The organism is Chloroflexota bacterium (assembly GCA_016875535.1).
Classification (GTDB): domain Bacteria; phylum Chloroflexota; class Dehalococcoidia; order SHYB01; family SHYB01; genus VGPF01.
The window spans coordinates 12368-38228 of record VGPF01000020.1; the positions used below are offsets into that span (position 1 = coordinate 12368).

The window sequence follows — 25861 nt, forward strand, 5'->3', positions numbered from 1 at the left end:
CTAGGCCTTCACCAGACGCGCGCTGAGGATGCCCTTGATCTGCAGGATCTGCTTCAGCGCGGCATCGGGCATCGGCTCATCGAGGCCGATGGCCATCATGGCCTTGCCGCGGCGGTCCAGGCGGCCCACTTCCATGAAGCTGATGTTCACGTCCGACTTTCCGGCGATGGTGCCGATGGCGCCGATCATGCCCGGCTGGTCCTGGTTTTCGATGAAGAGCATGTAGCCGTTGCTGACGCGCACGTCCATGCGGTAATCGTTCACCTGGACGATGTGGGTGTGGCCGAAGGCGCTGGTGCCCGCGACGGTGGTGACGCCCTGGCTGGTGTGGAGCTCCACGGCCAGGAGGTTCCGGTAGGCGCCTGATTCGGCGCCCTTCTGCTCGCTCACCTTCATGCCGCGCTGCGCGATGATGTGGTTGACGTTGACGGCGTTGACTCGCTCTTCGCTGATGGGGGCCAGCAGGCCGCCGACGACGCCCGCCTTGATGAAGAGCGAATCGTGCTTGGCGATCTCGCCTTCGTAGCGGATGACGATGGCGTTGACTTGGCCCTGGGCGAGCTGGGTAGCGACGCGCCCCAGGAGCATGCCCACATCCACGAAGGGCGTGATGATGGCCAGGGCATCGGGGACGACCACTGGGGCGTTCACGGCGTATTTAGCGGGGCGGCCCTTGAAGACGTCCAGGAGCTGTTCGGCCAGCTCCACGGCCACCAGGGCCTGCGCCTCATTGGTGGATGCGCCAAGGTGGGGCGTGACGATGATCTTCTCGCTCTTGAAGAGGACGCTTTCCTTCGCCGGCTCTTCGCTGAAGACGTCCACCGCCGCGCCGGCGACGCGCCCGGCCTCGACGGCCTCATAGAGGGCCTGCTCGTCAATGACGCCGCCGCGCGCCGTGTTGAGGAAGCGCACCGTGGGCTTCACCTTCGCCAGCTCCTCTTTGCCGATGAGCCCCTTGGTGGCCGAGGTCATAGGAACGTGGACGGAGATGAAATCGGACTCCCGCAGGACGGTCTCCTTATCGGCCAGCTCGATGCCCATGCTCTTTGCGCGCTCCTCCGAGACGAAGGGGTCGTTGCCCAGGACACGCATATCGAAGGCGCGGGCGCGCTTGGCGACCTCGGTGCCGACCTTCCCCAGGCCGATGATGCCCAGGGTCTTGCCGCGCAGCTGGGTGCCGGTGAACTCTTTGCGGCCCCAATGGCCGCCCTTGAGCTTCTGGTGAGCCTGGGGAACGTGGCGCGCCATGGAGAGGAGGAGGGCCAGAGTGTGCTCCGCGGCGGCGATGATGTTGGCCGTGGGAGCGTTGATGACCAGGATGCCGTGGCGCGTGGCGGCGGGAACGTCTATGTTGTCTATGCCGACGCCCGCCCGGCCGACGACGGAGAGCTTTCTGCCTTTGCTGAGGATGGCTTCGGTGACCTGGGTCTCGCTGCGCACCACCAGGGCGTCATAGTCCCCGATGGCGGCGGCGAGGGCATCGGGCTTCTGGCCCGTCTTCACGTCAACCTGGTGGCCGGCCTCCCTGAGCAGGCGTATCCCCTCTTCGGCGATGGGGTCAGCGACCAGGACTCGCACTTAGGCGCTCCTTGCGGGGGCTTTCAGTCCGCCCATTGTACCCATGACGGTCTTGACCGCCGCAAGGCAGTCGTCAATCTCCTTCTGGGTGAAGAAGCCCAGGTGGCCGATGCGGAAGATCTTGCCCGCGATGGCGCCCTGGCCGCCGCCGAGGACGACGCCGTGCTCCTTGCGCATCGTGGTGTTGAAGGCCTTCCAGTCCACGCCTTCCGGGATCTTGATGGCAGTGACGGTGTTGGAGGCATAGCGCTCATCGGCGAAGAGCTGGAGGCCCATCGCTTTGACGGCCTGCCTGGTGTGCGCGCCGATGGAGGCGTGGCGCTCGTAGACGCTGCCCAACCCCTCCTTGAAGAGGAGGTCGAGGCCCGTGTTCAATCCGTAGAAGATGCTGATGGCGGGCGTCCAGGGCGTCTCACCTTTATCGGCGGACTCCTTGGCCATCTTCAGATCGAAGTAGAAGCGCGGGCACTTGGCCTTGGCGATGGTCTCCCAGGCCCTGGGGCTGACGCTGAGCATCGCCAGGCCGGGAGGCGTCATCCAGCCCTTCTGGGAGCCGGAGATGGCGATGTCTATCTCCCATTCGTCCACGGGCAGAGGCAGGGAACTGATGCTGCTGACGCCGTCAACGACGATGGTCTTGTTGAACTCGCCCTTGATGACCTTGGCGAGGGATCTCAGGTCGTTGGTGACGCCGGTGGAGGTCTCATTGTGCGTGAGGTAGACGGTGTTGACCTTGGTCTCGCTCTTGAGGACCTGGCGCACCTTGTCCGGGTCGGCGGCCGAGCCGTAGGGGAAGGAGACGGGGACGACATCGGCGCCGTAGGCCTTGGCGATCTTGATGAGGCGCTCGCCGAACTCGCCGATGGAGATGACGACGACGCGCTCGCCTGGAGAGAGGGTGTTGGCCATCGCCGCCTCCAGGCCGCCTGTGCCGGAGGAGGTGAGGATGATCATATCGTTCTTTGTGCCGAAGACCTTCTTGAGGCCCTCGGTCACCTTGTTCTGGATGGCGGCGAACTCCGGGCCGCGATGGTTGATCATGGGCCCGCTGAGGGCTGAAAGGACCTCTTGGGGGACCGGCGTTGGTCCGGGAATGCGAAGGTTCATGGCGAGACTCCTACGAAGGCGATACGCTTGTGAATTTTACCACAAATCAACGGCTACGACCGTTCTCTCTCCTGTTGTCCAGAAGGAAAGCAGCTAGGAGGCCTCCGAGACGACCTGGACGTAGCGGCGGCTACCGACTTGGATGACTGCCCCTGGCTTCACGACGACCGACTGCTCGTGCGCCTCTAGTTTACGCCCATCGAGCTTCACGGAGCCTTGCTGGACAAGGCGCCGACCTTCCATGGCACTGGGCGCAAGGCCCGCGCGATGGAGAAGCTTGGCGACGTTGACCTCAGCCGTTGCCCCGCCGAAGGGGAGGGCGATGGTGGGCATATCGGCCGGGCGCTCCTTGTGCTGGACCGTCCGCTCGAAGTGCTCAGCGCCCTGCTGCGCGCCGGCCTTGCCGTGGAACTGCTCCGTGATGAGGGCGGCCAGGCGCTTCTTCAGGGTCATGGGGTTTACGGCGCCCGATTCGACCTGCTTCACGATGCCGGCAAGCTCCGCATCGGGCACGTCCGTGAGCAGCTCGTAGTAGCTGCCGATGAGCTTATCCGGGATGGACATCACCTTGCCGTACATATCGTTGGGCGAATCGTTCACCGCGATGTAGTTCCCCAGGCTCTTGCTCATCTTCTGCGCGCCGTCCGTGCCGACGAGGATGGGCACGAGGAAGACCTGCTGGGGACGCTGGCCTGAGATTTCCTGCAGCTCGCGCCCGAGGAGATTGTTGAAGCGCTGGTCGGTGCCGCCGAACTCCACATCGGCCTGGACCATGACGGAGTCGTAGGCTTGGAGGAGCGGGTAGAGGAGCTCTGTGATGGCGATGGGCTGGTCGGCGGCGAAGCGCTTGGCGAAGTCGTCGCGCTTGAGCAGCTGCGCCACGGTGAACTTGCGCGTTAGCTGGATGACGTCTTTGAGGTCGAAGTGGTTGAACCACTCCGTCTGCCGCCGCACCTCGGTCTTGTTGGGGTCAACGATTTTGAAGAACTGGTGCAGATAGGTCTCGGCGTTCTGAGCGACTTCCTCCGCCGAGAGCATAGTGCGCATCTCCGAGCGGCCGCTGGGATCGCCGATCTGGGCCGTCCAATCGCCGACGATGAGGACGACGGTGTGGCCCAGCTCCTGCAATTGGCGCAGCTTGCGCAGCCCGACGACATGCCCCAAATGCAGGTCGGGGCGCGTGGGGTCGAAGCCCTGCTTGAGGCGCAGGGGCTTGCCGGCCTTGAGGAGGCGGGTGAAGACCTCCTTGGAAATGATATCGGCGACGCCCCGGTTGAGGATGGCGTGCCGTTCGGCGTTCGTAGGGATGCGGGCGCTCATGACTTGAGCCTCGGGGCGGTCAGCGCGCGCGATTGTTCGACGTCTTTCCTCATCTGGGCCACCAGGGATTCGATGCTTGCGAATTTCATCTCTGGGCGGATGCGCGCCAGGAACTCGATAGTGATCTCCTTGCCGTAGATATCGCCGGAGAAGTCCATGATGAAGGTCTCGAAGGTGCGCGCATTATGCCCGAAGGTGGGGCGCACGCCAATATTGGTGGCCGCGCCGTAGCGCCTGCCGCCGACGACGGCGATGGTGCTATAGACGCCATCGCCCGGGATCGCCAGCTCCGGGTCGCTCTTGACGTTGGCGGTGGGAAAGCCGATGGTGCGGCCGCGCCTATCGCCAACGACGACGGTCCCGGTGACGACGTAGGTGCGGCCCAGCAGCTCCGCCGCCTGTTGCACGTCGACTTCTGCCAGGGCCTTGCGCACCGCCGTGCTGCTGACGATGGCTCCCTTGTGGAGGAAGGCGGAGGCCGTCTCCACGCGGAAGCCGAGCTCTTTCCCGATGCCCTGGAGCACCGGGACGGTGCCTTCGCGGCCTTTGCCGAGGGCGAAGTCCGGCCCGACGATGAGGAGGCGCATGCGGAGCGATGTGACCAGCATCTCGGCGAACTGGCGCGCCGTGTACTGCGAGAGCTCTTTCGTGAAAGTGAGCGGCACCACGTGGTCAACGCCGGTGGCGCGCAGGAGCGCGAGGCGCTCCGGGAGCGGGCAGAGATAGGGGAACTGCACCTCCGGGTTGAGGACGGTGCGCGGGTGATTGCGAAAGGTCACTACCGCAGAGGCGAGGCCGCCGGACTCAGCGGCGCGCACCTGGCCGATGAGGTGCTTGTGGCCCAGGTGGACGCCATCGAAGACGCCGATGGTCAGCGCTGTATCCTTGGCAGGCCGGACGGCCGCTAGATCGGAGACGGGGTTGGGAGCCATGGCGGCTGCGAGCGTCATGCGCCCGGGTGCGGCTAGGCCTTGGCCGCGGTGAGCGGCTTGCGCGAAAGGCCCTGCACCTTCGAGATGGCGCGCACCTGCTCCATCATGTAGGCGAAGTTCTCCGGCGTCAGCGACTGCGCGCCGTCGGATTTCGCCTGGTCCGGGTTGGGGTGGACTTCGATGATGAGGCCGTGGGCGCCTGCGGCCACGGAAGCGGCGGCCATGGGCGGCACGAGGTACCACTTGCCGGTGCCGTGGCTGGGATCGGAGACGACGGGCAGGTGGCTGAGCTTGCGCACCACGGGGATGGCGCTGAGATCGAGGGTGTTGCGGGTGTAGGTCTCGAAGGTGCGGATGCCGCGCTCGCAGAGGATGACGTTGTGGTTGCCCTGGGCAAGAACGTACTCGGCGGCCAGGAGCCACTCTTCGATGGTGGCGGAGAGGCCGCGCTTCAGCAGGACGGGCTTGTGCTGCTTGCCCACTTCGTCCAGTAGGTTGAAGTTCTGCATGTTGCGCGCGCCCACCTGGAGGACATCCGAATACTTGTGGACGACCTCCACATCGCGGGTGTCCAGGACCTCCGTGATGACGGGCAGGCCGGTCTCCTCGCGGGCCTTGGCCAGGAGCTTGAGGCCGTCCAGCTTGAGGCCGCGGAAGCTGTAGGGGGAGGTGCGGGGCTTGAAGGCGCCGCCGCGGAGAACCTTGGCGCCCGCGGCTTTGACGGCCTTGGCGACTTCGACGACCTGCTTCTCCGTTTCGACGGAGCAGGGGCCGGCCATCACCATCACAGGATGCTCGCCGCCGATGTAGGCGTCGCCGATCTTCACCACGGTATCGTCCGGGTGGAATTCGCGGCTGGCCAGCTTGTAGGGCCGCGAGACGCGCAGCACCTGCGTCACGCCCGGCAGGCGCTCCAGGGAGCTGCCTAGATCGGGGCTGACTGCGCCGCCGATGATGCCGACGATGGTGCGCTCGGCGCCGGTGACGACGCTGGTGCGCAGCCCGGCCTCCTTCACGCGCTTGGAGACGCCGTCTATCTCTTCCTGCGTGGCGCCCTGCTTCATGACAACGATCATCTCGTCCTCCTTGATTCCTTCACCTGTGGTCAGGTCTGGTTTTTACGCCGTGTCGTCCGGCTCTTGCTCACTGCTCCTGCCTTGGAGTTCATCTCCGGCCGGAGCTTGATTGCTTCTTTCAGGTAGACGTGCTTAATAGCCTTCTGGCTCTTGGCGGTGTTGGCCACCAGCATGATGCGCACCACCTTCGCCAGCGCGCCGGGAACCTCCATCTCGTGCCCGCAGAGGAGGGCCACATCCGTCCAGCCCATCTGGCGCGCGGCCACCGCCGGGAACTCGGCGTTCAGGTCGCGCGTGGTGGTCAGGAAGGCGCAGGCGATAGCGTCCTTCTTCAGCCCGTTCGCCTCCATCATCGCCTCAAGCAGCTCGCGCGTATTGCGAAGGATGGACTCCTTCGTATTCTCCTCGCTCGTCGTCGCGCCTCGGATGCCTCGCGCCGTCATCGCCGCGCCTCCGCCGCGCCCTTCGTCGCTCCTTGGCTGAGGGAGGCGATGAAGGCCTTGGCGGCCTGGGCCGCGCCTGCGTGGCCGCCGCTTTCGACGGCCTGCATGAGAGCGCTGCCGACGATGACGGCCTCCGCATGCTGGCCAACGGCGCGCACGTGATCGCCGGTGGAGACGCCGAAGCCCACCGCCAGGGGCAGGCGCGAATGCTTGCGCACCCGCGCCAGGAACTCGGGCAGGCCGGAGGCCAGGTCCGCCCGCGCGCCGGTGACGCCGGTGAGGCTGACGCAATAGACGAAGCCGCTGCTGGCCTTGGCCACCTGGATGATGCGATGCTCCGTGCTGGTAGGGGCGATGAGGAAGATGACGTCCAGCCCTTTGGGGCGCGTCGCGGCAAGCAGAGGTCCCGCCTCATCAGGCGGCAGGTCCGGCACGATAACGCCATCGGCCCCTGCCGCAGCCGCGCGGGAGGCGAAGTCCTCCAAGCCCATCGCGAAGATGGGGTTGTAATAACCCATAAGGATGAGGGGGGTGTTCGGCAGGCGCTTGCGCAGCTGGGCGCAGACGTCAAGGCAGGCGCCGAGGGTGACGCCGTTCTGCAAAGCAGCCTGGTTGGTCCGCTGGATCGTGGCGCCGTCCGCCAGGGGGTCGCTGAAGGGGATGCCCAGCTCCAGCATGTCAGCCCCGGCCTGCACGATGGCCTCGGCGATGGGCACCGTGGAATCGAGCTTGGGAAAGCCCACGGTGAGATAGGCGCTGATGCCCGTCTTGCCCCGGCGCTTCAACTCCGCGAATGTCTGTTCTATGCGGCTCATTGCTGTGGGATCACCCGAATACGGCGATGGCGAAGATGGTGGCGTTATAGCCCATGTGGACCAGGATGTTGATCCAGAGGGAGCCGGTCCTTTTATAGACGTAGGCCATGAGGAGGCCGATGAGGAAGATAGGGACGAAGAGGGCCGGTTCCAAGTGGGCGAGGGTGAAGAGCATGGCACTGAAGAAGGCGGCGCTCCAGAACTTCATCTCCCGGGAGAGGCCGGCGAAGACGAAGCCGCGGAAGAAGGTCTCTTCCACAACGGGGGCGACGGCGATGGCGAGGAGGCCGCCCGCGAAGAAATAGGCGTGGGCCGGATCGTCCAGGAATTCGGGCTTGAGGCGATCGTCGATCCCGGTGGCTTGAGCGATCAGCCCGTAGATCATGGCGATGACGAGACAGCAGGCGATGCCCATGGGCACATAGCCCCAGGTGGCTCTGCGGAGCTTCTTGCGGAAGCCGAGATCGCGCCAGCGGCCGCGCCGATCGGCCACGGTGAAGCGCCACGTGGTGAAGATGAGGACGATCTGAATCACTCCGGAAAGAATGAGGCCTAGGGGCGCTTTGCTGAGGTCCACGTTCTTGGCGACGGAGGCCGCGAGGACAACAAGAGCGAGCATGCCGACGATGATGACGGAGACGGCCTTCGCGACCTCGCGGGTGCCCCACGGCAGGCGCGGCGGCGCTTTGGCGGGAGGAGCTTTGCGGGTTGGTATGCTTCCGATTGCCATATGTCTTCCAATGGCTGGAACGCGGCCCCTACAAAGTAAGAAGGCCCCCGGTAACCGGAGGCCTTGTTCATTGCAAGGTGCGCGCTCAGTTACCGTAGCCTAGGCTAGGCGCCCGTAAAACCCTCCAAAGTAGTAGGCGAACTGAGACACGGCGGCTCTCCCAAAGGGATGTGGCTACTATAACACAGGCGCCACAGAGGCGCAAAGCGAGGATCGAGGAGCAAGGTTCTCACCCCGAAGCTCTTTGGCTTCTCTCGGGCTTAGGGGGCTACGGCCGCTCTCGATATCCTCTCTTGGGCCTTCCCGAGCCATTCCGATTGCTGGAAGGCCTGGTTTATCTCAGTGAGCGGGAAGGTGTGGGAGACGATCTTGTGGAAGGGGTACTTGGACAGGGTGCGGGATGCGAAATCGAGGACCTTGGGCATGATGCTCGCCTCGTAGAGGACGATGCCGTGGAGCGTCTTGTTGCCGAAGACCATCTGCGAGGGGTCGTATTGCATGGTCATGCCCCGGTTGATGTTGCCGATCTCAACATAATGACCTCCTGGGCGCAGCATGTCCCATCCCTCTTGGACCACGCTCGGGAAGCCTACCAGCTCGGCCACCAGTTCGGCTCCTAGGCCGTCGGTGAGGCGTTTTATGGTTGCCACGCGCTCCTCCGCGCTCTTCACCTGGCCGGCGTTGATGACATAATCGGCGCCGAACTCCCTGGCGAGGGCGAGGCGTCCTTCCAGCGCGTCCAGCACGATGATGGGCGCGGCCCCCATCTCCTTGGCGATGGCGGTGGCGTAGAGGCCCAGTCCGCCTGCGCCCTGGATCGCGACCGATTGCCCGAACTTCAGACCTGCCGTCACCCAGCCTTGCATCACTTGGGAGAAGGCGCAGTTCACGGAGGCGACGATATTGTCCGGGATGCGGTCGTCTTCCACCTTGAAGAGAGCGCGGCCCGGCGGCACGTAGTAGTACTCGCCGTAGGCCCCGGTGAAGTAGGGCCACTCGCCGAAGGTGCGCTTGGCGTGGCGGTTGGGACAGGCGCGGGTGACGCCGCTGAGGCAGATGGGGCAGGCGAGACACGGCTGGAAATACTGGTAGACGACCCGGTCGCCTTCCTTGAGCGCGCGGCCGAGGGAGTCCGTGGTCTTGCCCTGGCCCAGGGCATAAATGCGGCCGGACATCTCGTGTCCAACGGTAGACTCCTTGTTATCAAAGCCGGGGAGATCGCCGCGCCAGATGTGGAGGTCGGAGCCGCAGATGTTGGCCATGGAGATCTTGACCAGCACGGAGCCGGGCTCAAGGGAAGGCAAAGGGAATTCGCGGATGGTGAAGGGCCTCTTGGTCCCATGAAAGACGGCGAGCCTGCCAGTGGATGCCATGGCGCTGCTCCAGCGTGGAATGGGCGCAGGATAGCACGGAGGCGCAGGGGCGGAGGCGTAGTGCGGTGCGGCATCTCTGTCACACTGAGCGTTCCTGGTTGTCCTCATCCCGATTCCCCATCGGGACCGCCAGGGAGCGAAGGGTCTACAAACTCGTCGTTCCTTCGGCCGCTCCGATGCTTCGCACCGGAGGCGGCCTCAGGATGACAAAAGCGACTACATCTTTTCCGGCGCGGTCATCCCCATAAGGTGCAGGGTGGCGGCCAGCGCCACCTTAGCGGAGGCGACGATCTTGAGGCGCGCGGCGGTGATGGCCTCGTCGCCCGGCTCGCTGGAGACGACCCGGCACTGTTTATAGAACCAGTGGAAGGCCGTGGCCAGGTCCTGGGCGTAGTGGGCCAGGTGGTGCGGCTCCATGAGCGCGGCCATCTTTTCGATGAGCTCCGGCAGCTCCAACATCTTGCGGATCAGGGCCAACTCCGCCTCGTCCTTGAGGAGCGCAACATCGCCCTTGGAGTAGTCAATGCCCTTCTCCGCGCCGAGGCGCAGGATGCCGGCGATGCGTGCGTGGGCGTACTGGACGTAATAGACGGGGTTCTCCTGGGATTGCGTCTTCGCCGCTTCCAGGTCGAAGTCCATCTGGCTATCGGCCGATCGGGAGAGGAGGAAGAAGCGGACGGCGTCCTTGCCCACTTCGTCCACCACTTCCCGTAAGGTGATGATATCGCCGGTGCGCTTGGAGATGCGGACGACTTCGCCGCCGCGCTTGAGGGTGACGAGCTGGGAAGTGAGGATGGAGAGGCGAGCCGGGTCAATGCCCAAGGCGGAGACGGCGGCCTTCATGCGCGGCACGTGGCCTTGGTGGTCGGCCCCCCAAAGGTCTATCACCCGGTCAAAGCCGCGCTCGGCGAACTTGTTGTAGTGATAGGCGATGTCTGTGGCGAAGTAGGTGGGCGTGCCGTTGCTGCGGATGATGACGTTGTCCTTGTCCTCGCCAAGGCTGGTGGAGGTGAACCAGGTGGCACCTTCGCGCTGGGCCAGGTAGCCGCTATCGCGCAGGGCGTCCAGCACCTTCGCGTACTGGCCTTTGGCGAAAAGGGATGCTTCGCTGAACCACTCATCGAAGCGCACGCCCAGCGCTTCGCAGTCCTCGCGGATCTGGGCCAGCATCTTCTTGAGGCCGCCGGCCCCAAGCTCCTTCTGCGCCTCCTCCGGCTTTTCCCTCACCTGCTGCTCCAGGGCCTTCTTGTCCTTCGCTTCGGCGATGATCTCCTCCGCCAAGTCGACCATGTACCGGCCCATGTAGCCATCGTCGGGCATCTTCACGTCCATGCCGAAGGCCTGGGCCGTCCGGGCATAGAGCGATTTATAGAAGTTCTGCATCTGGTTTCCGGCGTCGTTGATGTAGTACTCGCGCTGGACGGTATAGCCCGCCGCCTGGAGGACGCTGGCGAGGGCATCGCCCAGCACGGCGCCGCGGCCGTGGCCCACGTGGACGGGCCCCGTGGGGTTGGCGCTGACGAACTCCACCTGGACGCGCTCGCCGTTGCCCTTGGCGACGGTGGCGAAGGACTCGCCCAGGCCGTTGATGAGGTTGACCTGTTCCTGGAGCCAGGGCTTGGAGAGGGTGATGTTGATGAAGCCCGGCAGCGCGACGGATGCCGCTTCGATGGCGGCCGACTTGGGCATGTGCGCCACCAGGCGCTTGGCGATCTCCAGGGGCGCCATGCGGGCGCTGCGGGCCAGGCGCATCGCCATGTTGGTGGCGAAATCGCCGTGCCCGGCGTTCTGCGGCCGCTCGATGACGATCTCCAGGACGCCCAGCTCCGGCAGGGCGCCCGACTTCACGGCGGCCTCCGCCGCTTCACGGAGCGACTGAGCCAGCCGGTCTTTGATAAGTTCCATGCGAAAGGCGCTCCAAAAAAAGAAGGTGGCCTTGAGGCCACAGGGATAGTTTAGCAGAAAGCCGAGGGGGCCTCTGCTAGAATCCGGCCATGGCGACGACCCCCATCAAGGACGTGTGGCTCATCAACGGCATCCCCGGCGCGGGCAAGACGACGGTCTCGCGCGGGCTAGCCAAGCGCTTTCCCAAGGGGGCGCACATCGAAGGGGATCGCCTCCACGCCTTTGTGGTTGCGGGGAACGTTCCGCCGGGAGAGAAGCCGGAAGAGGAGTCGAACCGACAGCTCTATCTCTGCGCCAAAAACCTCTGCCTGCTCGCACGTTCCTTTGCGGAGGCCGGGTTCGTGCCGGTGATGGACTATGTTGTGGCCTCTCGGAGGAATCTTGGACGCTATGAGGAGCAGCTTGCGGGCCATCGTCTCTACTTTGTGACGCTCGCCCCTTTGATCGAGGTAGTCCTCACACGTGACGCCCAACGGGAGAAGCACTTCGCCAAACAGTTCGCTTATCTGGACGGGGTGATGCGCCGCGAACTCACAGGCGTGGGGCTGTGGGTAGACTCCAGCCGCATGACGGCGGAAGAGACGGTGGAGCACATCATGAGGTGGAAGAGGCAGGCATTGCTCCATTAAGCGGCCTGTTCCCTAGTCTCCGGCTCTGTGCAGCTTACAAGCGGCAGGTGGCCTGGCCGGACCCCCCGCCAAAATCAGTTGTGATCCTGACGGTGAATGGTCCGCTACCCCCAAACCGCGTCGCTGAGTAGGAAGACGATGGGGCGTACGGTCCTGTAAGTGTCCATGTGGTGGATTCCGGCTGCCCACCCTCGCGGCGCACGCCGGGCGTCCGGCCCCGGCCTCCACTCGCCACACCGTCGTTCGCCGACCAGCTTCCCGGGGTGAGCGTCCAGGTGTCCATGGGGTGGGTTATCAGAATACGGGTGTTGGCGGGGCCGGTGGCTGTACCTGTTGCGGTGATCTGCCAGGTCACGTAGGTCAGGGTCTGGTTGTTGGCCGAGTCGAACTGGGTCCGCGAGGAGGTCGCGGTGCAGGTGACGGAGGTGACGGTGGCGGTTGTTGCGACCTGCGGCGGCGTAGGAGTCAACGTGGGTATGGGTGTAGGTGAAGGTCTTGGGGTTGGTGTAGGCGCGCCGCCGACGGATATAGAAACCTCACGACAGACGAAATCGCCTGTCAGGTCAATCGCGCAGACGGTGAATCGGTAGGTACTCCCTGCTGTCGCGGCATGGGGCGTCCCCGTGAGTTGGCCGTCCTTCCCAAGAGACATCCCAAACGGCGGGAAACCTCCGGCCGTGCCCGCCTGGAAATGGTACGGCGGACTGCCGCCGGACGGGTTTCTGCCGGTTGTGCCGGGTGGAGGGCATTGCGTTGTAAAACCGATTGTTGGCGGGTCACAGAAGGAGAAGGCCTGGCCGTTGGGCAAATATGGTTTGCCTGCCTCGGCGGCGGGCAGGGTTCCGGGCGCAGTGAACTGGAATCTTGAGGTGCTTGTGGAGACGGACATCGCTGGTCCTGCTGGAGCAGTTTGGTTCAGGAATTCGATCTGAAGATAGGCAAGGGCGGCCATTGATTCCATGACCGTGGCATTCGAAATCTCCGGTCTACTCGTTGCCGCCTGTATGATCAGGCGCACATTTCGCGTTCCTGTGTAGAGGTTGAACGTTCGTATGCCATCGGCTCTTTCATAGACGCAGGCTTTTGCGGCATCCCCTACCGGAGGACTGGAGAGTTCCGTGACTCGCTCTCCGGGAGCGCCGCCGCACGTTTGAAGGGCAATCAGCCGGGCGATATCAGCAGTCACGGGATACATATCGATAACGAACCAGAAATAGCCCCGCAGATTGAAATCATCGGAGTCGAACTGTCTCCTCCAGCCGCCGTTGTCCAGGGATTGCGACGACTTTGCTGTATAACCGGGAAGGGGGAAAGTGTCAGGCGGAAGGAGCGTCTGCGGACTGACGGGTATAGGCTTCGGCGTCGGCGTAGCCGTTGGGAGAACGGGCGTCGGGGTTGGTCGTATTGTCGGCGTGGGCGAAGGAGGGACTGGGGTTGGTACCGGCGTTGGCGTGGGAGTTGGCGTCGTGAGGCGCGTCGGCGGAGGCACGGGAGGCCGGTTCCCGCCCTGTTGGTTCTGGTTATCCTCCTGGCGCGCGTCATCGGGTGCCTTACAGGAAAAATCAACTTGCGCGATGCGCGGGCTCCCGCCGGGCGGCGTGACGCCATAGCGGATGACCATGACGCGCACAGAGGCCTCTGCGCCAGCCGGCAACTTTCCTTGAACCCCCGTCTCATACAGAGCGGTCCACTTCGTTGATTCGTCCGGATTGTTTTCGCCGCGGATGATCGTAGGGACTCCCAGGCCTTGAGCCCACGGCGGAGGATTTGCGGCGTTCAACCTAGGCGCGGCTATCCACTTTTCGGCGATGACGCTATCGAATTTCTCGTCACTTCCTCCGACTTCCAGCAGCAGGATGATTCCCTGGTTAACGGGGGCCGTCGCCGTGCCGCGCACGGCGATTCGGATCTTGGTGTCTCCTCCGGCCGGCTGTTCGATGCCGCAGCCGAATTCTTCCACCCTCGCATCGGCGATGATAGGCTCCGGAGCCTTGATCGCGTCCTTGCTGGGCTTGCCCGGCTTGGCAGGTTCTTAAAGCTGAAGGAGACTTGCGCCGTCACCGGCGGCGTGAGGGACTGGCCTACGGAAGTAAGCATCTCCGCGCCCGCTGTGTGAGGGCCATCGGTGATGCCGGTCACCTTGATAGAGGTCTTGGTGGAGGTGGTGACCACGGCCCCATCGAGGACGTAGCGATAGCGTGCGCCTTTGGGGGCGTTCTTGGCAGAGAGCTTCACCTCAACCTCGTTGGCGGTCACCGTCCTGTCGCCCTTGGGGCTGGTGATGCTAAGGGAGGGTGGCTTTTCGGCGGCGTGGGCTGTGGCGACCGTGAGAAGAAGGGTGAGGAGGACGAGCGTCAGGCACCCTGCTCGAAGCATGCGTCGTCTGCCCAAAGTTTCCTCCCTAAGTAAGCCGTGCACCCTCAGCATACACCTGTCGGCAATGAAGGCCGTTAGGCCTCTCCCGGCGCCATATCGCGGTTGGCCCAGAGGCGCGCCACTTCCGCCGCCAGCGTCTTGTGCTCCGCCTTGGCTAGCGCCGGGTCGTCGCGGTAGACGGCCTCCGCCTCCTGCCGCGCCAGCGCGAGGAGCGCAGCATCGGAGAGGCGCGCCATGCGGAGATCGGGGAGGCCGCTCTGGCGCGTGCCGAAGAAGTCGCCGGGGCCGCGAAGCTTCAGGTCCTCCTCCGCCAGGGCAAAGCCGTCGTTCAGCGTCTCCATGAGCCGCAGGCGCTCGCTGGCCTCCGGCGTCGGCGAATCGGACATCAGGATGCAGTAGCTCTGGTGCTCGCCCCGGCCCACGCGACCCCGGAACTGGTGGAGCTGGGCCAGGCCGAAGCGGTCGGCCGATTCCACCATCATCACCGTTGCGTTGGGGATGTCTATGCCGACTTCGATGACGGCGGTGGAGACGAGGATATCGAATTCGCGGGCCTGGAACCGCCGCATGGTGGCGTCCTTCTCGCCGCCCTTCATGCGCCCGTGGAGGAGGGCCACGCGCAGGTCCGGGAAGACCTCCCGGCTCAGGCGCTCGTGCTCCTTTACGGCGGCCGCCGCCTCCAGCTTCTCCGACTCTTCGATGAGGGGGTAGATGACGAAGGCCTGGCGCCCCTCTGCCACCTGGCGGCGGATGAACTCGTAGGCCGTCTCCCGCCGCGCCGATTCCAGGTAGCGCGTGCGGATGACCTGGCGCCCCGGCGGCAGCTCGTCCAGGATGGAGATATCCAGGTCGCCGTAGAGCGTCAGCGAAAGGGTTCGCGGGATGGGCGTGGCCGTCATGACCAGCAGGTGCGGGTTATAGCCCTTCTGCCGCAGCTCCATCCGCTGCATCACGCCGAAGCGGTGCTGCTCGTCCACCACCACCAGGCCCAGGCCGCTGAAGGCGACGTCTTTCTGGAAGAGGGCGTGGGTGCCGATGATGACGGCGATCTCGCCGTTCGCCGTCATCTGCTGGAGCTCTTGCTTGCGCTTGCGCGTGGTGCTGCCCGTCAGCAGGCCGAAGGTGATGGGCCGGCGCAGCTGCGGCAGGGTGAAGCGCGCCAGCTCCTTGGATGGCTCGCCGGCGAGCGCCGGGCCAAGGAGGCGCTGGACGGTGCGAAAGTGCTGTTCGGCCAGGATCTCCGTGGGGGCCATGAAGGCCACCTGCTGGCCGTTCGCCACCGCGGTGAGGATGGCCGCCACAGCCACCACGGTCTTGCCGCTCCCCACTTCGCCCTGCACCAGGCGGCTCATGGGCGTGGACTTGCCCATATCGCCCAGCGCTTCCGCGATGGTGCGCTCCTGCGCCCCCGTCAGCTTGAAGGGCAGGAGGCCGTAGAAGGCGCCCAGCAGTTCGGCGTTGGCCTTGAGCGGGTGGCCCGGCATCGTCTCCTTCCACTCGCGCTTGCGCGCCAGGACGCCCAGCTGGATGAGAAGCAGCTCATCGAAGGCCAGGCGGCGGCGGGCCGCCTCCTTGGCGGCCTCGCTCTCCGGGAAGTGGGCCTGGCGGATGGCCGGGCCCACCGGGGCAAGCTGAAGGCGCTGGCGCTGGGCGGGGCTGAAGGAATCGGGCACCAGGGCGGCGTACCGGTCAGCCACCTGCTTCATCAAGGAGCGCAGCCTGCGGCCGGAGAGGCCCTCTGTCAGCGGGTAGACGGGCACCAGGCGGCCCGTGTGCACCAGCTCGCCCTCGTCGGCCACTTCGTACTCGGGGTTCTCCAGCACCTTGCGCCCTTGGTAGAAGACCACGCGTCCGCTGAGGGCGATGCGCATCCCCTGCTTGAGGTTCCGCGCGATGTAAGGCTGGTTGAACCAGATGACGCGCACGCTGCCGGAATCGTCGCCGACGACGGCCTCGGCCGCGCCAAGGCGACGCTGACCGTAGCGCACCTCCTTGGCTTCCAGCACCACACCGATGACCGTCTGGTCTTTGCCTGCCTGGAGCAAGGGGATGGACGTTGTCTGCGAGAAGTCAATGTGCTTGCGGGGGAAGAAGTAGAGGAGGTCCCGGATCGTCCTGACGCCCAGGCTCTCCAGCCGTTCCGCGATGGCCGGGCCGAAGCCGCGAAGGACGGTGATGGGATCGGTGAGGCTGGGGCCTTGGGGGACGGGCGGCGGATGCGGCGCCGCCTGTTGCGGCGGCGCAGGCTGGCGGGAGGCGGGCTTGGCCGCCGCTCCGCCGCTCACCTCGTCGCACCACGTCAGCACGGCGGCGATCCATGCCTCCCGCGCCGGGAGCCCTTTGCGCCCATAGGCAGGCGCGGTGAGTTCGAGCTTCGCCAGCCTTTGGTGGAGGGCCGGGTCGGCGATCTTCCGTTGAGCGTCTGCGCCCCACCGGGCCAGGAAGGCGTCCAGTCCCCCCGCCACGGCCTTGTTGCCGTAGCCCTTGCTCTTTTCCAGCGTCAGCACCTTGCGCAGAAGCTCGGTGTTCAGCGCTTGGGCGATGGAGTCAGGCTGGTTGGGCGCTTGCGGCATCGCTGTCCCTGCAGGGCGTCTCCTCACGCGCCGCATCGAAAGCGGAGGGGAAGACTCCCTGAGATTCGGGGAACATGATACCGCTATTCGAGGCGGCTATCGCTGCTCGGGCTGGTCCAGCGGTATCGGTGTGGAGCCTGCGATGACTCCATCGAGCCACTTCAGCATCTTCTCCACCCAGGCCTGCCGCTCGGCGGGGCCTTTGGCCGCGTAGGCCGGCGCGATAAGCTCGAAGCGGCGGAGGAGGGAGCGGAACATCGGATGGTGGACGGCGGCATGGGCCTCCAGGCCCCACTGCTTCACGAATGGGTCAAGGCCGCCGGGGACGCCCGTATCCTTGAAGCCGCTCCGCCTTTCTGCGGAGAGGGCGTCGTAGAGGCGCTGGGCTTTGACGATCTGGGCGGCATGGCTCGGCTGGTTGGGGAGGGAGGTCGTCACGCCGCCTCGCCCTTCCACATCCCCATGCCGATGGCCTTCGGCCCAAGGTGCGCCCCCATGACGGGCGTGAACTCGCAGATAAGGACCTCCTTGCGGGGGAAGTGCCGCCCAAGCTCATCGGCCAGGGCGGCGGCCTCATCGGCGCAGGCGCTGTGCATCACGCCCAGGGCGCGCAGGCCCTTCGCCTCGCCCGCCATCTCCACCAGGCGCGCCAGCATGCGCTTCCGCGTGCGGACGCGGTCCACGGGGTGCACTTCGCCATCGCGGACGGAGATGATGGGCTTGATGTCCAGCAGGGAGCCGAAGAAGCCCTGGACCCTGCTGGCCCGCCCGCCGCGCACCAGGTATTCCAGGGTGTCCACGGAGCAATAGCAGGCGATGTTGGGGATCTCCCGCGCCAGGAAATCGGTGGCTTGCTTGAGGGTGCCGCCCTGCTTGGCGATTTTGGCCGCCTCGCGCACCAGGATGCCCAGGACCAGGGAGACGGTCATCCCGTCCACCACCGCGATCTTCGCCTTGGTCTGGGCCTCCTTGGCCGCTTGGAAGGCGGAGTTATAGGTCCCGCTCAGCTTGGCGGAGATATGGAGCGATAGGATCTCATCGCCGGGGCGGCCGATCTTGTTGTAGACGTCCAGAAATGCGCCGACGGACGGCTGGGAGGTGGAAGGCGCGGGGCCGCCTTGGGCCAGGCGCTTGTAGAACTCCTCTGAGGTGATGTCTATGCCGTCCAGCAGCGTCTTATCGCCGATGTGGAGGTTGCAGGGCAGCACCGTGACGCCCAGTTCGGCGATGAGGCTCTTCGGCAGGTCGCAGGTGCTGTCTGTGACGATTTTGAGGGCCATGGTTACTCCACTGAGAGCAGGTACTGGTAGTGGGGTTGCCCCCCGGCGATCGCCTCGATCTTCGCCTGGCGGAACTCCCGCTTCAGCCGCGCCGCCAGCTCTTCGGCGTCGGCTCTGGAGACCGCCGCGCCATAGTACACCGTCACCGCCGAGTCCGCCTCCACCCCCATCCCGCGCGCCAGCGCGATGGCCGCCTCTCCTGCATCGCTCGTGGCCGCCACGAGCCTGCCGCCCGTCATGCCGATGGCCTGCCCCCGCTTGACGGCGAGGCCGTCCACGATGGCGTTGCGCACCGCCGTGGTCACCTCGCCGGTCTTCACGGCTTTCAGGGCCTTCTGCATGGCGGCCAGGTTTTCCTTGGCGTCCGCCTCATAGCTGTAGGCCATCATCGCGGCCACGCCCTGCGGCAGGTCAACCGTCGGCACGATGGCGACGTCCTTGTCCACCGCCATCTCCGCCGCCTGCCTGGCCGTGGGGATGATGTTGCTATTGTTCGGGAGAACGATGACGGCGGTTTGCTTCGCCCCGCGCACAGCCTTCAGGATGTCCTGCGTGCTGGGGTTCATCGTCTGGCCGCCGGGGACGATGGCCGCTGCGCCGAGGCTGCGAAAGATATCGGCCAGCCCTTCGCCCGCCACGACGGCCACAACGCCGACGACCCCTTGCGGCGCGGCGACCTTCCTGGCCGAGTACTCCGTATGCTGGGCGTCTATATCGTCAATCTTCTTCTTGGCGATGGTTGCAACTGACTTCAGCCACGCCTCCGCCTGATCGGGCGTTCTGGTGTGCAGGTGGACCTTCACCAAGCCGCCATCGCCGACGACGATGACGGAGTCGCCGAGCGCCAGCATCTTCTCTTGCACCTGCTCCGTGGCCGCCTTGCAGTTCTCCACTAAGAACTCTGTGCAGTAACCGTAGGAGCCAGCGGCCTTCTGCCTGCTATCGCCTGCGCCTATGGCGGCGGACTTGGCCGCCTTGGGGGCGGTTTCCATGGGCGCTTTGCCCTGTAGGTAGGCCAGCGCCCCCTCAAAGAGATAGGCCAGCCCCTGCCCGCCTGCATCCACCACGCCGTTCTGTCGTAGGATCTCCAGCATGAAGGGCGTCCGCGCCACGGTCGTCTTTGCCGTGCTCGTCGCCGCTTGAAGGACCGCCGCCGGCGCGCCGCCGTCCGTGGAGGCGGCCTTCGCCGCCGCCGCCGCCTCCCGCGCCACGGTGAGGATGGTCCCCTCCGTGGGATTCGTCACCACGGTGTAGGCCTGCTTGCTCCCCTGCTCCAGGCCATCCGCAAAGTCCCGGCCCGTCAGGTGCGGCTTGCCTTGGGCGCTCTTGTTCAGCCCGCGAAGGATCTGGGAGAGGATGACGCCGCTATTGCCGCGCGCCCCCATCAGCGAGCCTTTGGCCATCGCAGCCAAGACCTCGGTGGCTGTCCCCGTGGCGTACTTGTCCGCCTCCTCCAGCGCTGAGCGCATGGTGAGGAGCATGTTGGTGCCGGTATCGCCGTCCGGCACGGGATAGACGTTGAGGGCGTTCACGGCCTCTGCCTTGCTCTCCAGGACCGCCATGGCCGCGCGGAACATCGCAAAGAGCGACGGCCCGTCTAGCTGGGTGAGCGAAGGTTTTGCGGTGGGATTTGCCATACGTGCTCCTGAAAGGGGGCGGCTCGTTGCCTTGAGGCGGCTATCCGTGGTATTGTAGGAAACGTTCCCACCCCAGTCAAAGAGGCCCAGTATGCCTGCCTGCGATAACTGTCATAAAGGACCAGCCTTCGGCTTCAACGTGAGCCACTCCAAGCGCCACACCAAGCGCAAGTGGGAGCCGAATATCCAGCGGACGACCGTCTACGTCAGCGGTCGGCCGAAGCAGATGGCCCTCTGCACCCGCTGCCTGCGCAATATGACCAAGGCCGCCCGCTAGGCAGCTTCGCTCAGATGCGAAAAGCCCCCGGAAGTTCGGGGGCTTATTATTTGCCCGCCAGCAGGCTCTCGATCCTCTTCACCAGCGCCGCCCGCTCCTTCGCCGTGTTCACCGCTGTCCGCTGGAACTCTTTTCCCACCTTCACATCGGCAAAGAGCCCCGCCGGGTCCTCATGGAAGTGCAGGAAGGCCACCGACTTCAGGTAGAAGATGCCGGGCCTCTTTTCCGTCAGCGCAGGATACCTGCGGATGGCGGCAAGGAGAGCGGGGATCGTGGAGAGGGCTTTAAGCCCGGCGTGCTTCATCGCGAAGCCATCCCGCCTACGCCAGCCCCGCCACGCTGCCCTTGAGCCGCGCCATCGCCTGCGCCACGCTTTCGCGCTTGTTGAAGATGGCCGACCCGGCCACCAGCACCCGCCCGCCCGCCTTCACCACCGATGGCGCCGTCTCCGCGTTCACCCCGCCGTCCACTTCCAGCTCGGCGGCATAGCCGCCTTCATCCAGCATCTTCCGCAGCCGCTCGATCTTCGGCAGGACGCTCTTGATGAACGATTGCCCGCCAAAGCCGGGGTTCACCGTCATAATGAGGATAAGGTCCAGGTATGGAAGCATCTCTTCGATAGAGGCCAGCGACGTGCTGGGGTTCAGGGAGACACCGGCCCTCACGCCGCGCTCCTTGATGAAGTGCACCGTCCGGTGCAGGTGCGGCGTCGCCTCCGCGTGGACCGTCAGGATGTTCGCCCCCGCCTTGGCGAATTCGGGGATGACGCTGTCCGGGTTCGTCACCATCAGGTGCACGTCCAGCGTCAGCTTGGTGCGCGGCCGTAGGGCCTCCACCACCACCGGCCCGATGGTCAGGTTCGGCACAAAGTGGCCGTCCATCACATCCACGTGGATATAGTCGGCCCCGGCCGCTTCGGCCTCGGCCACCTGCTCGCCCAGACGCGCGAAATCGGCGGAGAGGATGGACGGCGCGAGCTTAACGTGCGCCATGCAGCGCCCTCTTTGCCTCCGCCAGCGCCTTCGTCACCGATGCGGTGGCCGTCCCGCCGATGACTTTCCGCGAGTCCACGGAAGTGCGGACGTTGATCTTCAGCACATCCGGCCCAAAGCGCTCGGAGAACTTCTGGAACTCGGCCGGCGTCAGCTCGGAGACGTCCTTGCTGTTGGCGATGGCGTACTGCACCAGCTCGCCGATGATGCCGTGGGCCTCCCGGAAGGGGACGCCCTTCATGGCCAGGTAGTCGGCGTAGTCCGTCGCCAGCAGGTGGCCGCCGTGCGCCGCCGCAGACATGCGCTTCTCGTTGAAATGGGCCGTGGCGATGGCCTCTGCCAGCACCTCCAGCGTCGCGTTCAGCGTCTCCACGGTGTCAAAGAGTCCCTCTTTATCCTCTTGCAGGTCGCGGTTGTAGGCGAGGGGCAGGCCCTTCATCAGCGTCAGCATGGCCACCAGGCGCCCGTAGACGCGGCCCGTCTTCCCCCGCGCCAGCTCCGCGATATCCGGGTTCTTCTTCTGCGGCATGATGCTGGAGCCGGTGGTGTAGGCGTCGTCCAGCTCCACAAAGCGGAACTCGGAGGAGGACCAGAGCACCAGCTCCTCCGCCAGCCGCGAAAGGTGCATCATGGCGATGGCCGCCGCCGCCTCGTACTCGATGACGAAGTCCCGGTCGGAGACGGCGTCCATGCTGTTGGCGCTCACCTTGCTGAAGCCCAGCTCCCTGGCCACGAAGGCCCTATCCAGCGGGTAGGGCGACCCGGCCAGCGCGCCGCTGCCCAGGGGCATCACGTCCGTGCGCTTGAGACAGTCAACAAAGCGTCCCACGTCCCGCTGGAGCATCTCGAAGTAGGCGAGCAGGTGATGCGCCAGGAGGACCGGCTGCCCCCGCTGGAGGTGCGTGTAGCCGGGGAGTACCGTCTTCGTGTGCCGCTCCGCCTGGGCCACCAACGCCGACTGGAGCGTGTAGAGCCGCCCGATCGTCCGAGCGATGGCGTCCTTCACAAAGAGCCGCGCGTCCAGCGCCACCTGGTCGTTCCGGGAGCGCGCCGTGTGCAGCTTGCCGGCCGCATCGCCGATGAGCTCCTTCAAGCGGCTTTCGATGTTGAGGTGGATATCCTCCAGCTCGTCCCGGTAGGTGAACCGGCCTTCGGCGATCTCCTTGCCGATGGCCTCCAGCCCTTGCACGATGCGCTTGCCCTCCGCCGCCGTGATGATGCCCTGCTTGGCCAGCATCTTGGCGTGGGCGATGCTCCCCTGGATATCGTAGGGCGCCAGGCGCCGGTCATAGGCGATGGAGGCGGTGTAGTCCTGCACCGCTTTCGCCATCGGCTTGCTCAATCGGGATCGGCTAGCTTTCATGATTCGCTCCGTCTATCTTACCAGGAAAAAGGAGAGACGCCCGTCTGCGACGGACGTCTCTCGGAAGGACCCTCGGGAACCGTTGCGCGCGGTGGGCGGCTACTTCGGCTTCAAGGGCACCATGAAGCTGCGGCGGAGGCTCATCGTCTTTTCGTTCCGTTGGTTCGTCACCCAGGTCTCCACCCGCACAACGCCTCGGTCGCCCTTGCTGGTCAGCTTCTTCTCCAGGATCGTCGTGTGGGAATAGATTGTGTCACCGATGAAGGTCGGCCCAAGGTGTTTCACGTTCTCGTACTCCAGCGCCGCGATGGCCTTCCCGCTCGTCTCCACCACGCTCATGCCAACGGCGAGGCTGAGCACCAGCAGCCCGACGACCAGGCGTTGCTTGTGAGGGCTCGCCTCGGCGTAGGCCCGGTCTATGTGCAGCGGCATGTGGTTCATCGTCAGCAGGCTGAAGAGGTCGTTGTCGTACTCGTTGATCGTCTTCCCCGGCCAGTGATGGTAGGTATCGCCGACTTCGAACTCCTCGTAGTACCGCCCGAACCTGTCCTTGAAGTGGATCTCCTTAGGCACGCGAATCTCCTTACCGGCTAGATTTTTTCGAGGGGGCCCTTGCCCCCGCCGCTTTCTTGCTTGGTTGCGCCGTCGCCAGGCTGAAGGGGGCGCTTCCCTTGGTCAGCAGTTGGGCGCTCGCCTGGGTGCTGACGGGAAGGCCGTAGACGTGGATGAATCCCTCCGCCTTCGAATGGTCGAAGGAGTCCTCGTGCCCGTAGGAGGCGAGGCTCACGTTGTAGAGTGACCGCTTGGACTCGCGCCCCACCACGACCGCCCCGCCCTTGTGCAGGCGCACGCGGACGTTGCCCGTGACGTGGCGCTGGGTGCTGGCCACATAGGCCGCCAGGTCCTGGTGGTAGGCAGTGAACCAGAGGCCGTTATAGATAAGGTCGGCATACTCCTGGGCGATCTTCGCCTTCAGGCGCGCCTGGTCCTTGCTGAGGGTCATCCCCTCAAGCGCCAGGTGGGCTTGGAGCAGCACCGTTGCGGCGGGCGCTTCGTAAATCTCCCGCGACTTGATGCCGACGAGCCGGTTTTCAAGATGGTCCACGCGCCCCGCGCCGTGCCTGCCCGCCAGGGCGTGCAGCTGGCTGATGAGCGCGATGCCGCTCAGGCGCTCCCCGTCCAAGGAGACGGGCGCCCCCTCTTCAAAGCCGATCTCCACGTACTCCGCCTTCTCCGGCGCATCCTTCGCGGACTTGGTCCAGGCGTAGATCTCCTCCGGCGGCTCCGTCATCGCGTTCTCCAGCTTGCCGCCTTCGATGCTGCGCCCCCACAGGTTCTCGTCCGTGGAGTAGGGCTTCTCCGCCGTCACCGTCAGGGGGATGTTGTGCTTCTTGGCGTAGGCGATCTCCGCCTGGCGGTCCGTCATGTCCCACTCGCGCGCAGGGGCGATGACCTTCAGGTCCGGCGCCAGGGCATGGGTGCTGACATCGAAGCGCACCTGGTCGTTCCCCTTGCCCGTGCAGCCGTGGGCGATCGCCGTCGCCTTCTCCTTCCGCGCGATCTCCACCAGGAGCTTCGCGATGAGCGGCCTGCCGAGGGCCGTCGCCAGGGGGTAGACCCCTTCATAGACGGCATCGGCCTTCAGCGCCGGGATGATGAAGTCGTTGACGAAGGTCTCCTTCGCATCCACCACGTAAGCGTTCACGGCGCCCGTCTTCAGGGCGCGCTCCTTCACCCCGGCCAGGTTGGAGGCGCCGCCAAGGTCAATGGTCAGCGTCACCACGTCCATGCCGTAGGTCTCTTTGATCCACCGTATCGCGACGGAGGTGTCCAGCCCGCCGCTGTATGCAAGCACTACTTTTTCAGCCATACAAATGTCCTTCCGACTCTGCCTAGCGCAGAAAAGTGATTACAGGTTTTCTGCTCGGCCTGGGGACGGGGAATCCATAAGTCCGCAAGAGCGCGGTATGTTCCTTGATTCCCTGTCGGGCCTTATGAACACAATCTGCGATTGAAGTGCCTATGCCAGTGAAGTCATCCAGGTCAGGCGCAAAGAATCCGAAGAAGTCAGGATCTTCGGTCGCTTCGATTATCAGTAAATATGTGAGGACAGCGTTCTTGCTCTTCTTCATATCGGGTATCTATCTGTGCGATCTGTAGAGGAGATCCCTTCCTACTTCAGCCCCTTCGCCTTTGCCACTTCGGCGATGGCCTTCCCCAGCCGCTTCACCCCTTCATCCACCTCATGCGTCGTGATGACCAGCGGCGGTATGAAACGCAGGGTGTTCGGCCGCGGCGCGTTCACCAGCAGCCCGTGCTTGATGGCGGCCGTCAGCACGTCGCCCGAGATATCGTCCTTGAACTGGACGGCTTGGAGCAGGCCCTGGCCGCGCACCTCCGTGATGAAGGCGTGCTTCTTCTGCAGCTTCTGCAGGTCCTTGGTCAGTCGCGCTCCGCTCTTCTTCGCGTTCGCCAAGACCTTTCGCTTCAGCACATAGTCCACCACCGTACAGCCTACGGCGCAGGCCAGCGGGTTCCCGCCGAAGGTCGTCCCGTGGTCGCCTGGGGTCAGCACCGCCGCGTGCTTCTTGGCCAGGAAGGCGCCGATGGGCACGCCGCCGCCCAGGCCTTTTGCCAGGCTCATCACGTCCGGCTCCACGCCGAAGGCCTCATAGCCGAAGAGCGTGCCCAGCCGGCCGATGCCCGTCTGCACTTCGTCAAAGATAAGCAGGAGGCCCTTCTCGTCGCACCACTTCCGCAGCTGCCGCATGTACTCCTTGGAGGGCACGATGACGCCGTTCTCGCCTTGGACCGGCTCGATGAGCACCGCGCACGTCTTGTCCGTCGTCGCGCTCATCACTGCCTCGATGTCGTTATACGGCACGTGGACAAAGCCGCTGGGCATCGGCAGGAAGTTCTCCTGGTAGTGCGGGTTGCCCGTTGCGGCCACGGCGGCCAGGGTTCGCCCGTGGAAGGAGCCCTCCGTCGAGATGATCTCGTACGCCCCGTTGCGCTTCAGCTTCCCGTACTTCCGGGCCAGCTTGATGGCCCCCTCGTTCGCCTCAGCGCCGCTGTTGCAGAAGAAGACCTGGTCCATGCAGGAGTTCTTCACCAACAGCTCGCCCAATTGGACCTGCGGGATCGTATAGAACTGGTTGGAGGTCTGGATGAGCTTCTTGGACTGCGCGGCAAGCGTCTTCACCATGGCCGGGTGGCTGTGGCCTAGGGTGTTCACGGCCCACCCCCCCACAAAGTCCAGGTACTTCTTGCCGGAATCGTCCCACACCCACACGCCCTTGCCGCGCTCGATCGTCAGCGGCACGCGCTTGTTCGTGGTCATGTAGACCTTGGCTGCCCGCTCTTGCCACTGGCTCACGGTGGACCCCCTTGGACAAACGACAAGGTTCCGGACGGAAAAAGTGACGACCTATTATAGCCGATTTCCCCGGTGGCGG

At 65.0% G+C, this 25861-nt stretch carries 24 protein-coding genes; 2 read left to right on the plus strand and 22 right to left on the minus strand.

Features of this window, described 5'->3' with window-relative positions; all coding sequences use genetic code 11:
- The 10 genes from FJ039_07065 to FJ039_07110 all read right to left on the minus strand — a co-directional run bounded on the left by FJ039_07065 (position 1) and on the right by FJ039_07110 (position 11279).
- Positions 1-1578: a phosphoglycerate dehydrogenase gene (locus tag FJ039_07065; protein ID MBM4405923.1), complete on the minus strand. Its 1578-nt coding sequence runs from the start codon at positions 1576-1578 to the stop codon at positions 1-3.
- Complete coding sequence (locus tag FJ039_07070) at positions 1579-2685, minus strand: alanine--glyoxylate aminotransferase family protein (protein MBM4405924.1); 1107 nt, start codon at positions 2683-2685, stop codon at positions 1579-1581. It abuts the gene before it with no gap.
- Positions 2686-2778: 93 nt separating this feature from the next.
- The gene (locus FJ039_07075) at positions 2779-4005 is read right to left on the minus strand and encodes a tyrosine--tRNA ligase (protein MBM4405925.1); all 1227 of its coding nucleotides are present in this window, start codon (positions 4003-4005) and stop codon (positions 2779-2781) included.
- Positions 4002-4955, minus strand: a complete 954-nt coding sequence (locus FJ039_07080; GenBank protein MBM4405926.1) for a bifunctional riboflavin kinase/FAD synthetase — start codon at positions 4953-4955, stop codon at positions 4002-4004. Before FJ039_07080 ends, FJ039_07075 begins: the two co-directional genes overlap by 4 nt.
- A 14-nt stretch (positions 4956-4969) precedes the next feature.
- Positions 4970-6013 carry a 3-deoxy-7-phosphoheptulonate synthase gene (gene aroF / locus FJ039_07085; protein MBM4405927.1) on the minus strand — a complete coding sequence of 348 codons (1044 nt, stop codon included), beginning with the start codon at positions 6011-6013 and terminating at the stop codon, positions 4970-4972.
- A gap of 29 nt (positions 6014-6042) precedes the next feature.
- On the minus strand, positions 6043-6456 hold the full coding sequence (gene aroH, locus FJ039_07090; GenBank protein ID MBM4405928.1) for a chorismate mutase: 414 nt from the start codon (positions 6454-6456) through the stop codon (positions 6043-6045).
- A complete protein-coding gene (locus FJ039_07095) occupies positions 6453-7271 on the minus strand; it encodes a tryptophan synthase subunit alpha (protein ID MBM4405929.1) in 819 nt (272 codons plus the stop codon). The genes aroH and FJ039_07095 overlap by 4 nt, the downstream gene beginning before the upstream one ends.
- 10 nt (positions 7272-7281) lie before the next feature.
- Positions 7282-8001 carry a CPBP family intramembrane metalloprotease gene (locus tag FJ039_07100; GenBank protein MBM4405930.1) on the minus strand — a complete coding sequence of 240 codons (720 nt, stop codon included), beginning with the start codon at positions 7999-8001 and terminating at the stop codon, positions 7282-7284.
- Positions 8002-8261: 260 nt separating this feature from the next.
- Positions 8262-9482, minus strand: a complete 1221-nt coding sequence (locus FJ039_07105; protein MBM4405931.1) for a zinc-binding dehydrogenase — start codon at positions 9480-9482, stop codon at positions 8262-8264.
- A 108-nt stretch (positions 9483-9590) separates the two neighbouring features.
- Positions 9591-11279 carry an arginine--tRNA ligase gene (locus FJ039_07110; GenBank protein ID MBM4405932.1) on the minus strand — a complete coding sequence of 563 codons (1689 nt, stop codon included), beginning with the start codon at positions 11277-11279 and terminating at the stop codon, positions 9591-9593.
- Between the two features lie 89 nt (positions 11280-11368).
- Here FJ039_07110 and FJ039_07115 point away from each other — a divergent pair, with 89 nt between their 5' ends.
- Entirely contained in the window at positions 11369-11908 is a 540-nt protein-coding gene (locus FJ039_07115; GenBank protein MBM4405933.1) for a phosphotransferase, read from the plus strand.
- A gap of 34 nt (positions 11909-11942) precedes the next feature.
- On the opposite strand, the gene FJ039_07120 is transcribed toward FJ039_07115, so the two are convergent.
- The 5 genes from FJ039_07120 to FJ039_07140 form a co-directional block, all read right to left on the minus strand.
- On the minus strand, positions 11943-13868 hold the full coding sequence (locus tag FJ039_07120) for a hypothetical protein (GenBank protein ID MBM4405934.1): 1926 nt from the start codon (positions 13866-13868) through the stop codon (positions 11943-11945).
- Positions 13869-14358: 490 nt separating this feature from the next.
- Entirely contained in the window at positions 14359-16857 is a 2499-nt protein-coding gene (gene recG, locus FJ039_07125; GenBank protein ID MBM4405935.1) for an ATP-dependent DNA helicase RecG, read from the minus strand.
- 96 nt (positions 16858-16953) lie between these two features.
- Positions 16954-17295 carry a hypothetical protein gene (locus FJ039_07130; protein MBM4405936.1) on the minus strand — a complete coding sequence of 114 codons (342 nt, stop codon included), beginning with the start codon at positions 17293-17295 and terminating at the stop codon, positions 16954-16956.
- Entirely contained in the window at positions 17292-18137 is an 846-nt protein-coding gene (locus FJ039_07135) for a DegV family protein (protein ID MBM4405937.1), read from the minus strand. Before FJ039_07135 ends, FJ039_07130 begins: the two co-directional genes overlap by 4 nt.
- 2 nt (positions 18138-18139) lie before the next feature.
- Positions 18140-19774: a DAK2 domain-containing protein gene (locus FJ039_07140; GenBank protein MBM4405938.1), complete on the minus strand. Its 1635-nt coding sequence runs from the start codon at positions 19772-19774 to the stop codon at positions 18140-18142.
- A 91-nt stretch (positions 19775-19865) separates the two neighbouring features.
- Here FJ039_07140 and rpmB point away from each other — a divergent pair, with 91 nt between their 5' ends.
- A complete protein-coding gene (gene rpmB, locus FJ039_07145) occupies positions 19866-20051 on the plus strand; it encodes a 50S ribosomal protein L28 (GenBank protein ID MBM4405939.1) in 186 nt (61 codons plus the stop codon).
- A 46-nt stretch (positions 20052-20097) separates the two neighbouring features.
- On the opposite strand, the gene FJ039_07150 is transcribed toward rpmB, so the two are convergent.
- The 7 genes from FJ039_07150 to FJ039_07180 form a co-directional block, all read right to left on the minus strand.
- Entirely contained in the window at positions 20098-20355 is a 258-nt protein-coding gene (locus FJ039_07150; protein MBM4405940.1) for a hypothetical protein, read from the minus strand.
- Positions 20356-20371: 16 nt separating this feature from the next.
- Complete coding sequence (locus FJ039_07155; GenBank protein MBM4405941.1) at positions 20372-21043, minus strand: ribulose-phosphate 3-epimerase; 672 nt, start codon at positions 21041-21043, stop codon at positions 20372-20374.
- Entirely contained in the window at positions 21030-22406 is a 1377-nt protein-coding gene (gene argH, locus FJ039_07160) for an argininosuccinate lyase (GenBank protein MBM4405942.1), read from the minus strand. The genes FJ039_07155 and argH overlap by 14 nt, the downstream gene beginning before the upstream one ends.
- 99 nt (positions 22407-22505) lie before the next feature.
- Positions 22506-22967: a MaoC family dehydratase gene (locus tag FJ039_07165; GenBank protein ID MBM4405943.1), complete on the minus strand. Its 462-nt coding sequence runs from the start codon at positions 22965-22967 to the stop codon at positions 22506-22508.
- A gap of 22 nt (positions 22968-22989) precedes the next feature.
- Entirely contained in the window at positions 22990-24276 is a 1287-nt protein-coding gene (locus FJ039_07170) for an argininosuccinate synthase (GenBank protein ID MBM4405944.1), read from the minus strand.
- A 22-nt stretch (positions 24277-24298) separates the two neighbouring features.
- Positions 24299-24538, minus strand: a complete 240-nt coding sequence (locus tag FJ039_07175; protein ID MBM4405945.1) for a type II toxin-antitoxin system HicB family antitoxin — start codon at positions 24536-24538, stop codon at positions 24299-24301.
- A gap of 41 nt (positions 24539-24579) precedes the next feature.
- The gene (locus FJ039_07180) at positions 24580-25782 is read right to left on the minus strand and encodes an acetylornithine transaminase (GenBank protein ID MBM4405946.1); all 1203 of its coding nucleotides are present in this window, start codon (positions 25780-25782) and stop codon (positions 24580-24582) included.
- Positions 25783-25861 lie beyond the last annotated feature (79 nt).

Coding starts and splice junctions, on each gene's coding strand:
- FJ039_07080 (MBM4405926.1), bottom strand. CDS start 4,955: ATGACGCTCGCAGCCGCCATGGCTCCCAACCCCGTCTCCGATCTAGCG.
- FJ039_07075 (MBM4405925.1), bottom strand. CDS start 4,005: ATGAGCGCCCGCATCCCTACGAACGCCGAACGGCACGCCATCCTCAAC.
- FJ039_07155 (MBM4405941.1), bottom strand. CDS start 21,043: ATGGCGCACGTTAAGCTCGCGCCGTCCATCCTCTCCGCCGATTTCGCG.
- aroH (MBM4405928.1), bottom strand. CDS start 6,456: ATGACGGCGCGAGGCATCCGAGGCGCGACGACGAGCGAGGAGAATACG.
- FJ039_07140 (MBM4405938.1), bottom strand. CDS start 19,774: ATGGCAAATCCCACCGCAAAACCTTCGCTCACCCAGCTAGACGGGCCG.
- FJ039_07115 (MBM4405933.1), top strand. CDS start 11,369: ATGGCGACGACCCCCATCAAGGACGTGTGGCTCATCAACGGCATCCCC.
- FJ039_07100 (MBM4405930.1), bottom strand. CDS start 8,001: ATGGCAATCGGAAGCATACCAACCCGCAAAGCTCCTCCCGCCAAAGCG.
- aroF (MBM4405927.1), bottom strand. CDS start 6,013: ATGATCGTTGTCATGAAGCAGGGCGCCACGCAGGAAGAGATAGACGGC.
- FJ039_07105 (MBM4405931.1), bottom strand. CDS start 9,482: ATGAGGACAACCAGGAACGCTCAGTGTGACAGAGATGCCGCACCGCAC.
- rpmB (MBM4405939.1), top strand. CDS start 19,866: ATGCCTGCCTGCGATAACTGTCATAAAGGACCAGCCTTCGGCTTCAAC.
- FJ039_07110 (MBM4405932.1), bottom strand. CDS start 11,279: ATGGAACTTATCAAAGACCGGCTGGCTCAGTCGCTCCGTGAAGCGGCG.
- FJ039_07175 (MBM4405945.1), bottom strand. CDS start 24,538: ATGAAGAAGAGCAAGAACGCTGTCCTCACATATTTACTGATAATCGAA.
- recG (MBM4405935.1), bottom strand. CDS start 16,857: ATGCCGCAAGCGCCCAACCAGCCTGACTCCATCGCCCAAGCGCTGAAC.
- FJ039_07135 (MBM4405937.1), bottom strand. CDS start 18,137: ATGGCCCTCAAAATCGTCACAGACAGCACCTGCGACCTGCCGAAGAGC.
- FJ039_07095 (MBM4405929.1), bottom strand. CDS start 7,271: ATGAGCCGCATAGAACAGACATTCGCGGAGTTGAAGCGCCGGGGCAAG.
- argH (MBM4405942.1), bottom strand. CDS start 22,406: ATGAAAGCTAGCCGATCCCGATTGAGCAAGCCGATGGCGAAAGCGGTG.
- FJ039_07150 (MBM4405940.1), bottom strand. CDS start 20,355: ATGAAGCACGCCGGGCTTAAAGCCCTCTCCACGATCCCCGCTCTCCTT.
- FJ039_07070 (MBM4405924.1), bottom strand. CDS start 2,685: ATGAACCTTCGCATTCCCGGACCAACGCCGGTCCCCCAAGAGGTCCTT.
- FJ039_07170 (MBM4405944.1), bottom strand. CDS start 24,276: ATGGCTGAAAAAGTAGTGCTTGCATACAGCGGCGGGCTGGACACCTCC.